Genomic DNA, 11,860 nt, shown 5'->3' with positions numbered 1-11,860 from the left:
AATAGGCGTCGACGTCAGCCGCGAGCAGATGGCCGCCCTTCACCTTGAGCGCTCCAACTTCCATGGTGAGTGGAATTACACCCTCCGGCCAAACTGAAACTTTATTTCTGCGCGGCTCCTAGGCATCGTTGTAGAAGAAGTGGATGTCGGGGCCCCAGCCCAGCCACATCTCGAACCGCGAGGTGAGCAGGAGCCGAAGGGCCACCTTCAGCGCGTTCGGCCAGGTCTCCGGCCTGCCCAAGGAAGTGGAGGCCCAGTCGTGGGCCCGCATCAGTCTGGCCATCTCGCCGTCGCCGACGAAGATGTCGGCGGAGGGTTCCTGCTGCTGATACTTCGATGTCAAGGGATGTGCTCTCCACAGGGAAGGAGCACCATTTAGCCGCCAAGCCGGGGTGTCTCCACCTGGAAATACAGGAGGAACACGGGCAGTCCGAGGCTGCCTGGCAGGCTGCTGAAAAAGGGACAGAATCCCTGCCAGTCCTCATGGGGGGCTCGTCTCAAGGGTCGGTTCTGCAGTGGGAACCGCAGCGCTCGAGGTTCTTGACGCGAATCGCCGTCTCGTAGAAGCGTAGTCCCATGAATTCGGGACGCTCGATTACCATCTGTGACCGTCCGCTGTCGGGCCTGCGGCATATCTGCTGCTTCTACGATTCCTCTGAACAGCTTGAATCCGTTTTTCTGCCCTACTTGCGCGAGGGCCTGACCTCCGGCGAGCAGGTGGTCTGCATCTTCTCCAGCGGGGAGCACCCCCATCTGCGCACCCGCCTGCGCGACCAGGGAGTGGACATCGACAGCGCGGAGGCACAGCGCCGGTTCCAGTTCCTGCTCGTCCGTGCGCACGCTCGGCGAGATGAGCTGGGCGCTGCGGAATCTCCCGGGCACCGATGACCTGGTCGACTACGAGTACGCGGTGAACCAGCTGTGCACCACGTATGACTGCACCCTCGCCTGCGCCTATGACATCAACGCATTCCATGGGCGCGTGCTCGCGGACGCACTCGCCACGCACTCGCATGTCGTCCTGAATGGGACGATCTTCGAGAACCCACACTTCCTGCCGCCGCAAGAGTTCAAGCGATTCATGGTCCGGAGGAGATCCGGACCGGGTCCCGTTCGCGCGAGCACCGCCCCCCTCGACTCGACACGCCCGTAGCTTGCACGGGCCTCAGCGCCCCCTCGTTCCGAGGAGCGAGGCCTCGTGCTGGGGCGACTCCTCTGGCTGCGGACGCCGAGCTTCCAGCGGGAGCTCCACCGTGAACTTCGCGCCCTCGCCCAGCGCGGACACCACGCGGATGGTTCCTCCCATGGCTTCGACGACCTGCCGCACGATGAAGAGCCCCGCCCCAGGCCCCCGTAGTGACGGGCGGAGACCGCGCGCTCGAACCGGCCGAAGATGCGCTTGTGATCGATGGGCGCGATGCCGATGCCCTGATCCTCGACCGTGAGCTGTGCCCAGCCGTCGCGGCTGGACGCCGAGAGGGTCACGGGTTTGCCGGCGCCATACTTGAGGGCGTTCGACAGCAGGTTGGTCACTACCTGCTCGAGCCGGGCCCGGTCCCACTGGCCGACCACGGGACCTTCCAGCTGGAGGTGGATCTCCGACCGTGTCCTGTCGAGCTCACCGTGCTCCTTGAAGTCCGCGACGACTTCCCGGACGAGCGCCGTGGCGTCGAAGAGCTCGGGCTCCAGCTGCAATTGCCCCCCGACGATGCGCGAGATGTCGAGGAGCTCGGAGATCAACCGGTTGAGCCGGTCGCTCTGGCGGCGAACCGCCTTCAGGCGCGACGAGAGCCAGGCCCACTTCTCCTCCCGGGCGTACTCCTGCATCTTCTTCTCGAGCGTGTGGACTTGAAGCTGTCATCGTTGCATCTCCCGCCTGTTGTTTCTGACTGCTTTTTAGAAACCGAGAGCCCTCTCACCGGCGCAAGACGTTTCCCGTGGCATGTCGGAGTGACTCTCGCCCGCCCTACAGCTCAGCACGAAGTGTTCAGATCCTCGCGCTGACAACGCAAGGGAGTGAACTGCGAGTGCTGGTGGCTGGCGCTCTGACGCGGTGACCTGCGAAACAATGTTTTGTACATGCTGCGGACGGCGTCTCATTCCCAAACACATCCTTCGTTTCCTGTCAATTCAACAAAGATCTCAATGGCAAGCCGCCGGTGGGCAGGCCTATGAAGTGCCTCGCGGCTCCCAACCTGATGTTGCAGCCAACCCAAACCCGTCAGGAGCACTCCCATGAGAGTCCCCCCCGAAGGAATCGACTTCTATTACCCGCCCGAGGAGCTATTGGCAGGCACGCACGGTGAGGTGATCTGGTCCCGGCCTCTGATCGGCGAGGCCGCGCTGGCCTCGGCGCGGCACAATGAGCTGGTGCTGTACCGCTCCCAGGACGTCCGCGGCAACCCCATCGCGGTCTCTGGAATCATCGCCTTGCCCGGGAAGCCGGCCCCGGAGGGAGGCTATCCGGTGATCAGCTGGGCCCACGGCACGGTGGGCAGCGCGGACAGCTGCGCGCCATCGCGCGATACCCGGGACTCCCCGGCGCACATCTACAACAAGCATCCACACGCGATGCTCAACCATTTCCTGGAGCAGGGCTGGGCGGTGGTGATGACCGACTACGAGGGGTTGGGCACCTACGGCCCGCACCCGTACCTGCTGGGCGAGTCCGAGGCGCGCGGCCTGCTCGACATCGTCCTCGCCGCGCGCCAGCTCTACCCCGAGCTCTCGCGCAGGCTGGCCATCGTCGGGCATTCCCAGGGCGGTCAGGCGGCGCTGTTCGGCGCGCACCATGCGCCCCGGTGGACACCGGAACTGGAGCTGCGCTGCGTGGCGGCCCTGGCTCCCCCCTCGGGCGTCAAGGATCAGCTTCTCGAGGGCAGTGCCTACGACGGCAAGACGGGGGGCCTGTCCTTTACCCCGCTGTTCCTGACGGGCGCTATCGCTGGGGACCCCCGCATTCTCCCCTCCGAGGTCCTCACGGACAAAGCCTACGAGCTGTTTCCCCACGCCGAGACGCGGTGCCGGGCGGACATGACCCAGGAGGACTCCTGGGGAGGGATCAAGGGGATCTGTCAGCTGCGCGAGCGCGACAGCCTCAGCAAGCGAGCGTTCTTCGAGCAGCTGGATCGCATGGATCCCGCCCTCATGATCGGGGTGCCCATCCGCATTTCCCAGGCCAAGGAAGACACCCGTGTGAAGGCGTTCCGGACCGAGGCCCTCTATACGCGGCTGATGAAGCTGAACAGGGGCGTCTCCGTGGAGTACACGGTGCACGAGACTGTCCCTCCCACGGAGTACCCGGAGGAGCTTGGTTTCCACTTCGGGTTGATGGAGACGGACCAGGATCCGCTGACTGCATGGCTGACGGAACGGATCCAGGGCTAGCCCGCGCCCGCGCAGCGCGCCCCGAGCCTTTGGCGCGCCCCCCGGGCCGCTGTTGAGCTACTTCTGAGCCTCGGCGGCAGCCTTCGCCGCGTCATTCGCGGCGTTGCGGTACTCGGGAATGCGGCTCCGGTCGGCCGCGGCGAGCGCTTCCTTGAGCTGCCGCGCGTCGAAGTCCTTGCCGTAGCAGGGCGTGCCCGGCTGCTGGCGCCACGACTCCTCGATGCCGCCCACATCGATCGGGTCGAACCCGAGCTCGTCGATGAGGCGCAAGACCTTCGCGCGAGCATCAGGCGGATCGCCCGCGACCGGAAGCGCGATGCGCCCTGGCGTGCCTTTCGGCGTGCCCTTCTCGAGGAGGTGCTTGAAGTAGATGTTGTTGAACGCCTTGACCACCGGCCGCCCGAGTTGCTCGCTGACCCACGCGCTTTCGAGCTGGCCCTTCTCGATCGCCGGGATGCTGCCGTCTCGGATCGGGTAGTAGTTGCCGGTGTCGATCACGACCACGTTGGCGGGTATACCTGTAAAGAGATTCTTTGGCAGGTCCGGCACTGCGCGCTGGGGGATCGTGACGACCACGATCTCGCCGCTACGCGCGGCCTCCGCAACCGTGACGGCGGTGGCTCCGCTCTCGGCCGCGAGTTCGCGAAGCGTGTCCGGCCCGCGCGAGTTCGCGATGACGACCTCGTGACCAAGCTTCACCCACCTCCGCGCCAGGGTTCCACCGATAAACCCCGCGCCGATGATTCCGATCTTCATGCGTCACTCCTGCTGGTAGGGAGGCCGTGAGTAGTAAGAGGGCCCCTCCGTTTGTTCTGGGGGATCTGCTGATCACCCGATGGGCGCTGGGTAGAAGCGGTTATCCGATCGGTAAGTATCGCGCTCCGGGCTGATCGGTGTGGGCAGGGATGTTGATCGCGGCGGGCGGAGCGTTCGTGCCACTGCAAGGCCTCGAGTCCTTGTCGTTTCGAGGCGTGCGCTGCACAAGGGGCCTCTTTTCGTTCACAGGCCCGTTGGCTATGTCCCGAAGCATGACTGAGAACGCTGTGCGCGGGTCGAGAGTGCGTGGGGTGGCGCAGGCCGCCCTGCTGCTGGCGGTGCTGTTCCACGCAGTGGGCTGCGCGAGAGTGCCGCTGGCTCGGCGGGAAGAGGACGAGCGGGCCAAGGTTGCAAAGCCCCAGCCGCACACGTCGCTGCTGTACCTCTACCGCAACGAGAGCTTTGGCGGCGCCATCCTCATGACCATCGAGATGGATGGCAGGCGCGTGGGCGAGACGGCTCCCGACACCTACTTTCTCTGGGAACTCCCCCCCGGTGAGCACGTCATCACCGCCTCCAATGGCCTCAACGATCGCTCCACCCTCGTGGTGAACACCGCTGCGGGGGCGACCCACTACATCTGGCAGGAGGTGAAGTGGGGTGCGCTCATGGCTCGCCCCTTCCTGCAGGAAGTGGAGGCGAAGGAGGGGGCCGAGGCCATCAAGGAGTGCCAACTCGTGCGCGCCTTCTACGCGCCCGAGGACCTGAAGCCCCGCCCCCCTTCGTCGGGCATCATCCAGGCGCACCTGCCCGCCGACTGGCGCCCCCTTCCTGCAGGGGGCGCCACATCCGATCAACGCGCGGACTAACCGACGTAGCCGACGGTCTCGCCGCGATCGAGGAACTCGCCCTTCACGGTGTAGCCCGAGTACCAGGAGGTGTTGTTGGTGCCCTGGTAGTCGTACTGGAGGTGCGAGTGGGGGCCGGTGACGTTGCCCGTGCCGCCCTCGTCGCCGATCTGGCAGCGGTCACACGTCTTGTCCACCGAGGCGCTCGTCTTCAGGAAGTGCCACTGGCGGAAGGTGCGGCCGTTGGCGAAGGTGTGCTTCACCTCGTTCTGGTTGCCGCTGCCGTTGCCGTAGCACACCGCGCCCGTGGTACGGATGGTCACGTTCCACGCGAACGAGCCCACCACGCCCGTCTCCACGCCCCAGTAGCCACAGGCGTTGCGGCTGGAGATGTCCACCGCGCCGTGGAAGGTGCCGCTCGAATAGTAGGTGGTGGCCGTCACATCGCCCGGGAAGGGCGAGCCCACCCGGTACGACGCCGTCGCCACCGTCGGGGCAATCGCCAGGGAAAACAGGCCCGCAAGAGCCATCTTCATCGTCTTACGCATGGTTGTTCCTCTCGGGCCGGAGCTCCGGCCTCGTGTCAGCAAGGGGGTCATCGAGCCTGCTGCAGCCGCTGCTTCTCCCTCAGGATCAGGCTCCACTCCTGAAGGTTCATGTTGAGAACTCGAGTCCACGCGTCGATCTCGGGCGCCAGGCTCGGATCGACACCGCGCAGCCGCTGGAGCTCGGGCACCGCGCTGGCAAAGCCCAGCCGGGCCACGCTCTCCAGGATCGCCTTGCGCACCGCGGGGGTCTTCTCCTGGCGGTACATGCCGAGCAAGGACTCCCGCGCGCTGGCCATCTGCTCCGCCGGAACGCCGCCGAGCGCCTGGGTCGCCGCCGCGCGGACCTCCGCCGAGTCACTGCGGAGCAGGCCCTGGAGCGTGCTCACGGACTCCGTGCTGACCTCTCCGGTCATGATGTTGCCGAGGATTCGCGCGGTCACCTTCGGATCCGAAGCGGCCGCCGCCGCAGCAGCGCTCACCGCCGTGTCCGTCGCGTGGGCATCGCGCCCGCCGTAGACCTCGAGGTTGTCCTCCACGAGGTTGGCCGCGGCCTCCTGGCGGACCTCCGGCGAGGGGTCGCGCATCAGGCGCTCGTACATGTCGCCGGTCCGCTCCAGCGCGCCGGTGCGCCGCAGGGCTCGGACCGTGGCGGCGCGAATGGCCGGATCGCGATCCTCCAGCGCCCGTTGGGCCACGGCCTGCATGGCCTCGGGCTCGAGGCCTCGCTCGGTCCTCGCGACGAGGGCGGCGGCCAGGTGCTCGGCCATGTCCGGGTCGTACTCCCGAGCGAAGGCCGCCTGCAGCTCGCTGGCGGGGAGGTTCACGGCGGACTCGCGCAGCAGCGCACGCAGGTAGCGCTTGTAGGCCTCGGACTTCGAGTGGAGCCCGTGGCGGATCTGATCCATCAGGCCTTCGAGAGAGCAGAGGCCGCCCTTGAGGGCGGGGGCCTCGGTCGATGGGGAAGATGAGGAAGCAGACGGCTCCGCCGCGGGCGCCAGCGCTGGCGTCAGCATGCCGAGCGTGAGCATGAGGGGGGAGAGCACGTGCGTGCGAAGGAAGCGTGGGCGTGTCATGGAGAGCTCCGGGCCTCAGTCGTCGTGGTGGTCGAGGCAGCCATGCGGGTCCTGGCTCGGCAGGCCGAACCAGATCCGGTCGAAGTCGACGATGCCGCTCGCGTAGAGCCGCTCGAAGTCGTGGTAGTCGCCCTGGAAGCGCGGGTCCGTCGTGGCCATGTTCGCCATGACCGGGAGCGCATCCCGGCCCGCGGTCCGCGCCGCGAAGCGGAACAGCGCCCAGCGCACGCACAGGTCCTGCTCGGCGGCGAAGGCCTTGGCATAGATGTCCAGCGCCTGGGCCTTGTCCTGGGCCATGGACAGCTCGTGCGCCGCCACCTGGCGGACCTCGCCGCTGCCCTCGGTGGCGAGGATCTTCGCCAGCCGCTCGGTGGACTGCGCGTCCAGCGGTGCCTCGGAGTGCAGCCCCATCTCCAGCCCGAGGTAGCGCACCGGCTCGTCCGGAGACTCGGTGCTGATGGTGAGGAGCTTGTCGAGGTAGGGCTTCGCGTTGCCGGTCCGCTCGTAGTCCTCCTTCATGACGCGGCCGATGGAACGCGTGGTGACCCAGCCGGCCTCTCCCGAGGCCGGATCCTTCGCGAAGCGGGTGAGTCGCTCCAGCGTCGCGGGCTCCAATTGCTTGAGGTGCTGCAACTCGTCCAGGAAGCCGGCGCGGCGCCCCATGTCGAGGCTCTCGTCGAGCCCCAGGGACGTGAGCCGCGCGCCCACCTGTGGCAGGCCCAAGGCCTGCGATCCTCGGAGGCCCGCCATGAGCAGCTTGAACTCCGCGGGATTGGCATCGCGTGCCCAGCCGAGCACCTCGCTCGCGCGGCGCTCGTCATTGCCGATGAGCTCCGAGAGGCGCTCCTTGAGGTACTGAAGGACGATCGGATCCTTCGCCACGAGCAGGGGCGCGGCCCAATCGCGGAACGTCTCGAGGGTCACCGTGTCATTGAAGCGATCCAGTGCCTGCCAGCACGTGGTACCGGCGAAGCGGGGTGGCTTCTCCTGGACCTTCGCCGAGCTGCCGGGGGCTGTGGAATCCGCGCCGCCCAGGCTGTGGCCTGAGCCTGTCTGTTGAGGTCCAGGGGCTGTGGCGCCGCGAGCCTCCGGCGTGCCGCTCGGCTCATCGGCGCCACGGAAGACCAGCGCCGCGGCTGCGAGCAGGGCCAGGGCGCCGAACACGATCGCCATCATCGGCGGGCGTCGGGCCGACGAAGAGGCGAGGGGAGAGGCGGAGCGATGGATGGATTCTGGAGTCATGGCGAAGTTCTCAGCCCGTTAAGAGGGCCCGACTTCGCCGCCGTCCCAAAAAAAGATTAAAACCAGGATTTTTCGGTGAACTCGACGATCCCCGGAGACGCGGGGACCATCGCGTAATGCTTCGAAACCCTTGATGATTTTGGATTCCGGATGGAATGCCCGAGCGCGACGACACTGGGTGATTTCCTCGGTGAAGGGCTGTTGGAGGAGCGCAGGGGGCAGGTGCTCGCACACCTGGAGGGGTGCGCGGACTGCCAGCGCGTCCTCGCCGCCGGAGTCAGCTCTGTGCCCGGTGTGTCGGTGGGGCCCTCTGCGAGTGCGGATCTGGCGCCCGGCGCCACGGTGTCGCGCTACGTGGTGATCGAGCGGCTCGGTCAGGGCGCCATGGGCGTGGTGTACGCGGCGCGGGATCCGGAGCTGGATCGCAGGGTCGCCATCAAGCTGCTGCGGCCCGAGGGGAGACAGGTGGAGGAATTGCGGCGCCGGCTGTTGCGCGAGGCGCAGGCGCTGGCCCGGCTCTCGGATCCAAATGTGGTGGCGGTGCATGACGTGGGCACGTGTGGAGACGGCTTGTTCCTGGCCATGGATCTGGTGGAGGGCAGCACGCTGGCGCAGTGGCTGCGCCAGCCGCGGACGTGGCAGGAGGTGCTGGACGTCTTCGTGAAGGCGGGGCGAGGGCTGGGAGCCGCGCACTCGGCGGGGCTGGTGCACCGGGACTTCAAGCCTGCCAACGTGCTCGTGGGCCGGGATGGGCGCGTGCGGGTGACGGACTTCGGGCTCGCGTGCTCGGTGGATCAGGTGCAGGAGCCCCGGCCACCCGTAGGGACACCTGTCTATATGGCCCCCGAGCTGCACCAGGGCCGGCCGGCGGATGCGCTCTCGGATCAGTTCAGCTTCTGCGTGGCGCTCTACGAGGCGCTCCATGGAGAGCGGCCCTTCGCGGGCACCCGAATCGAGGAGCTGGCGGCGGAGGCTCGGGAGGGCAGGGTGCGGCCGCCCAGGCGGGATGCCCAGGTCCCCGCGTGGCTGAGACGCGTGGTGCTGCGAGGACTGCGTCCCCGGCCCGAGGAGCGCTTCCCGTCCATGGCGGCCCTGCTGGAGGCGGTGCGTGCCTCGCGTCCCCGGCGCAGGCGGGCGTGGGTGGCGGGCTCCGTGGTGGCTGCCGCCTTGCTGGGCATGGGCTTGGAGTACGCGGTGGCACACCGCCGCGAGGTGCGCTGCGAGCAGGAGGTGGAGCGGCTCGGCGCGGCGTGGAGCCCCGAGCGGCGAGAGCGGGCGCATGCGGCATTTCTCGCCACGGGCAAGCCCTACGCCCTCTCCGCGTGGGAGAAGAGCGCCGCGGAGCTGGACACCTACGCCGCGCAGTGGCGGACGCTCCGGGGCGAGGCGTGCCTCGCGGCGGAGGGAGTGGGCTCGACGAGCGCCTCGCAGACGGCCATGTGCCTGGATGCCCGGCTCTGGCAGCTCACCGCCGTCACCGAGGTGCTGGAGCGCGCGGACGCGGAGACGGTGCAGCGCGCGCAACAACTGGTGGCTTCGCTCGAGGGGCTCGCCGGGTGCAAGGAGACTCCGGCGCTCTCGCTCCGGCCTCAGCCGCCGGATGCGCTCCTGCCCCGGGTGAATGCGGCGCGGCGCAAGGTGGCCGAGGCCCGGGCCCGGATGGATGCGGGCCGGTACACCGAGGGGCTCGCGGTGTCGGGCGCGTTGCTCCAGGAGATTCAAGGACTGGACTACCGCACGTTGGAGGCCGAGGTGCTCGCCGTGCATGGCCAGCTCCAGGGGCTGGGGGGCAACCTCAAGCAGGCCGAGGAGACGCTGTACCGGGCGCTGTGGGCCGCCGAGGCGGCTCGCGACGAGGAGCTGGCCGCGCGCGTGTGGATCCTCCTCATCTGGGCCGTGGGGGATCAGGCGGGCCGCACGGAGGATGCGGATCGGGTCGCCCAGCACGCGCAGGCCGCGGTGGATCGGCTGGGGCGGGAGCGCTTCCCGGCCATCGCGTCGGACCTGAGCGTGCGGCTGGGGGTGATGCTGCTGGGACGGGACAAGCTGGAGCAGGCGGATGCGGAGTTCTCGCGCGGGCTGGAGCTCTCGCGGGCTTCGCATGGCGCGGACAGCCTGGCCACCTCCTACTTCCTGTCCGGGCTGGGCCGGGTGCGCACCCGCCAGGGCCGCCACGCCGAGGCGTTGGAGCTCTACGGCCAGACCGCGGCGCTGCGCGAGCGCATCTGGGGGCAGGAGCACCCCGGCCTGGCCCTCAACATGAACAACCTCGCCATCGAGCTGCTGGCGCTGGGCCGGCGCGAGGAGGCCGTGGCCATGTGGCGCCGCTCGCTGGCGCTGCTGCAGGCCGTGCGTCCACCGGATCACCCCAGCTTCGCGGCTCCGCTCACCAACCTCGCGACGGTGCAGCGCAGCCTGGGGCAGCTCGACGAGGCCCGGCGCAACCTGGAGCGGGCGCTCGCCATCTTCGAGCGCAGCAAGGGCAAGGATCATCCCAACACAGCCAGTGTGCTCACGGAGCTGGGCATGGTGGCACAGGACTCCCAGCAACTGGACGAGGCGCGCGCCTATGATCAGGAGGCCCTGGAGCGCGTCCAGCGAGCACTCGGGCCGGACACGCCGCGTGCCGCAGCGCCGCTGACGTACCTGGGGCAGGTCCATCTCCGGGCGGGCCATTACGAGGAGGCGCGCAAGGCGCTGACGCGCGCCGTGGAGCTGTGGGAGAAGGAGAGTGGTCCGGAGAGCGCCTCGGTCACCGCCGCGCTGCGGCCCCTGGCGCAGCTGGAGCTGGCCACCGGTGCGCCGCGCAAGGCGCTGGACGATTGTGAGCGCGCGCTGAAGTTGGATGAGCGGGTGCAGGGCGCGGAGGCCGCGGACATCGCGCTGGATCTGGCCTGCATCGCTCAGGTGCATCTGGCGCGAGGCGCCCCGGAGCTGGCCACGCCCCTGCTGGAGCGGGCCCAGCGGCTCCACGCGACGGCTCCGAGGGATCCGCTGGATGAGGCATGGGCCTCCTTCCTGCTGGCGAGGGCCCTCACCGAGCGGCATCCGGCCGCCGATCGTGCGCGTGCCGCCGAGCTGGCGGAGCAGGCGCAGACCCGGATGGAGTCCCTGGGCCTCCGGGCTCGCACGGAGTTGAGAGAGGTACAGGCGTGGCGGCGCAAGCAGGAGGCTCCATGAGCGAGACACGAGACCCGGAAGAGCTGGAGGCGCTCCTGCGCGAGCACTGCGCGGCGGCTCGGGCACAGTGGCCTTCGTTGCTGCTGGGGACGGAGCGCTTCATGCGGCACCTGGCCCGGCACCTGCCCGAAGGCTCCGGGGAGGCACTGCGCCAGCTCCATGTCGCCGACCTGTACCTGGCCTGTGCCTGCGCGGAAGGGGAACGCCTGGCCCTCCATGCCTTCGAGCAGCACATCCTCCAGCGGGTTCCCTCGCGCCTGGGTGCATTGCCGGAAGCCACCGTGGATGAAGTGCTACAGGTGCTTCGAGAGCGCCTGCTGCTGGGACGCGGAGAGGCACCTCCGCGCATTGCCGACTACTCGGGCCGAGGCTCGCTGTTGGCGTGGGTACGGATCATCGCCGCGCGCATCGTCGGAGAGCTGGCCAGCCAGCAGGGGCGCCGGGAACTCTTCATCGAACCGCCTGAGGTGCTCGCGCGGATGCTGTCCGAGGGGGATCCGGAACGAGAGCTGCTCCGGGAGGACTCGCGACAGGTGCTGGCCGAGGCGCTGCGCAAGGCATTGGCGGCGCTGCCAGAGCGGGAGCGCGCCTTGCTGCGGCTGCATCACCTCCACGGGCTCACGATGGACCGGCTTGCGGCGATGTACCGCGAGTCCCGTTCGGGAGTGGCGCGCCGGGTGGCCCAGGCCCGCGAGCGGCTGATGGAGCTCACGCGAGAGGAGCTGGCTGTCCGGCTGAAGCTCGGAGGAGCCGAGGTGGAAAGCCTGCTGGGCCTCGTCCAGAGCCGCCTCGACCTCAGCCTCCACCGACTGATGGACTGACGGCG

10 protein-coding genes and 2 pseudogenes are annotated in these 11,860 nt (G+C 68.5%); 6 read left to right on the top strand and 6 right to left on the bottom strand.

Features of this window, described 5'->3' with window-relative positions:
• Positions 1-118: 118 nt before the first annotated feature.
• Positions 119-343 (bottom strand): hypothetical protein, encoded by a 225-nt coding sequence (locus tag KY501_RS49175; protein ID WP_224372384.1) that lies wholly within the window; start codon positions 341-343, stop codon positions 119-121.
• 233 nt (positions 344-576) lie between these two features.
• Between KY501_RS49175 and KY501_RS49170 the strand changes: the two are divergent.
• Positions 577-1,153, top strand: a pseudogene (locus KY501_RS49170) (MEDS domain-containing protein).
• A gap of 12 nt (positions 1,154-1,165) precedes the next feature.
• Here the strand turns inward: KY501_RS49170 and KY501_RS54145 are convergent.
• Positions 1,166-1,521 (bottom strand): annotated as a pseudogene (locus KY501_RS54145) (sensor histidine kinase).
• Here KY501_RS54145 and KY501_RS54140 point away from each other — a divergent pair.
• Positions 1,402-2,004 (top strand): hypothetical protein, encoded by a 603-nt coding sequence (locus KY501_RS54140; RefSeq protein WP_309243062.1) that lies wholly within the window; start codon positions 1,402-1,404, stop codon positions 2,002-2,004. The pseudogene KY501_RS54145 and the gene KY501_RS54140 sit on opposite strands and share 120 nt — an antisense overlap.
• Before the next feature lie 231 nt (positions 2,005-2,235).
• Positions 2,236-3,387, top strand: a complete 1,152-nt coding sequence (locus KY501_RS49160) for an alpha/beta hydrolase (RefSeq protein WP_224372382.1) — start codon at positions 2,236-2,238, stop codon at positions 3,385-3,387.
• 57 nt (positions 3,388-3,444) lie between these two features.
• On the opposite strand, the gene KY501_RS49155 is transcribed toward KY501_RS49160, so the two are convergent.
• The gene (locus KY501_RS49155; protein ID WP_224372381.1) at positions 3,445-4,143 is read right to left on the bottom strand and encodes an NADPH-dependent F420 reductase; all 699 of its coding nucleotides are present in this window, start codon (positions 4,141-4,143) and stop codon (positions 3,445-3,447) included.
• A gap of 272 nt (positions 4,144-4,415) precedes the next feature.
• On the opposite strand from KY501_RS49155, the gene KY501_RS49150 reads away from it, so the two are divergent.
• Positions 4,416-5,012, top strand: coding sequence for a DUF2846 domain-containing protein (locus KY501_RS49150; protein ID WP_224372379.1), 597 nt, complete (start codon positions 4,416-4,418; stop codon positions 5,010-5,012).
• Here KY501_RS49150 and KY501_RS49145 read toward each other — a convergent pair.
• Genes KY501_RS49145 through KY501_RS49135 form a run of 3 tightly spaced genes read right to left on the bottom strand, consistent with a single transcriptional unit; the run spans position 5,009 to position 7,854 of the window.
• Positions 5,009-5,539, bottom strand: coding sequence for a hypothetical protein (locus tag KY501_RS49145; RefSeq protein WP_224372378.1), 531 nt, complete (start codon positions 5,537-5,539; stop codon positions 5,009-5,011). The genes KY501_RS49150 and KY501_RS49145 overlap by 4 nt on opposite strands.
• A 47-nt stretch (positions 5,540-5,586) precedes the next feature.
• Positions 5,587-6,612 carry a HEAT repeat domain-containing protein gene (locus KY501_RS49140; RefSeq protein WP_224372377.1) on the bottom strand — a complete coding sequence of 342 codons (1,026 nt, stop codon included), beginning with the start codon at positions 6,610-6,612 and terminating at the stop codon, positions 5,587-5,589.
• 15 nt (positions 6,613-6,627) lie between these two features.
• The gene (locus KY501_RS49135) at positions 6,628-7,854 is read right to left on the bottom strand and encodes a hypothetical protein (RefSeq protein ID WP_224372376.1); all 1,227 of its coding nucleotides are present in this window, start codon (positions 7,852-7,854) and stop codon (positions 6,628-6,630) included.
• A 150-nt stretch (positions 7,855-8,004) separates the two neighbouring features.
• Here KY501_RS49135 and KY501_RS49130 point away from each other — a divergent pair, with 150 nt between their 5' ends.
• Both KY501_RS49130 and KY501_RS49125 read left to right on the top strand, forming a co-directional pair.
• Positions 8,005-11,034, top strand: a complete 3,030-nt coding sequence (locus KY501_RS49130) for a serine/threonine-protein kinase (protein ID WP_224372375.1) — start codon at positions 8,005-8,007, stop codon at positions 11,032-11,034.
• Positions 11,031-11,855: a sigma-70 family RNA polymerase sigma factor gene (locus tag KY501_RS49125; RefSeq protein WP_224372373.1), complete on the top strand. Its 825-nt coding sequence runs from the start codon at positions 11,031-11,033 to the stop codon at positions 11,853-11,855. The genes KY501_RS49130 and KY501_RS49125 overlap by 4 nt, the downstream gene beginning before the upstream one ends.
• Positions 11,856-11,860 lie beyond the last annotated feature (5 nt).

This window comes from Hyalangium versicolor, from assembly GCF_020103695.1.
GTDB lineage: Bacteria > Myxococcota > Myxococcia > Myxococcales > Myxococcaceae > Hyalangium > Hyalangium versicolor.
The sequence above is the reverse complement of the archived record's forward strand: the minus strand, read 5'-3'. Positions and strand labels throughout refer to the sequence as shown.

Coding starts and splice junctions, on each gene's coding strand:
- KY501_RS49160 (WP_224372382.1), top strand. CDS start 2,236: ATGAGAGTCCCCCCCGAAGGAATCGACTTCTATTACCCGCCCGAGGAG.
- KY501_RS49155 (WP_224372381.1), bottom strand. CDS start 4,143: ATGAAGATCGGAATCATCGGCGCGGGGTTTATCGGTGGAACCCTGGCG.
- KY501_RS49150 (WP_224372379.1), top strand. CDS start 4,416: ATGACTGAGAACGCTGTGCGCGGGTCGAGAGTGCGTGGGGTGGCGCAG.
- KY501_RS49145 (WP_224372378.1), bottom strand. CDS start 5,539: ATGCGTAAGACGATGAAGATGGCTCTTGCGGGCCTGTTTTCCCTGGCG.
- KY501_RS49140 (WP_224372377.1), bottom strand. CDS start 6,612: ATGACACGCCCACGCTTCCTTCGCACGCACGTGCTCTCCCCCCTCATG.
- KY501_RS49135 (WP_224372376.1), bottom strand. CDS start 7,854: ATGACTCCAGAATCCATCCATCGCTCCGCCTCTCCCCTCGCCTCTTCG.
- KY501_RS49130 (WP_224372375.1), top strand. CDS start 8,005: ATGGAATGCCCGAGCGCGACGACACTGGGTGATTTCCTCGGTGAAGGG.
- KY501_RS49125 (WP_224372373.1), top strand. CDS start 11,031: ATGAGCGAGACACGAGACCCGGAAGAGCTGGAGGCGCTCCTGCGCGAG.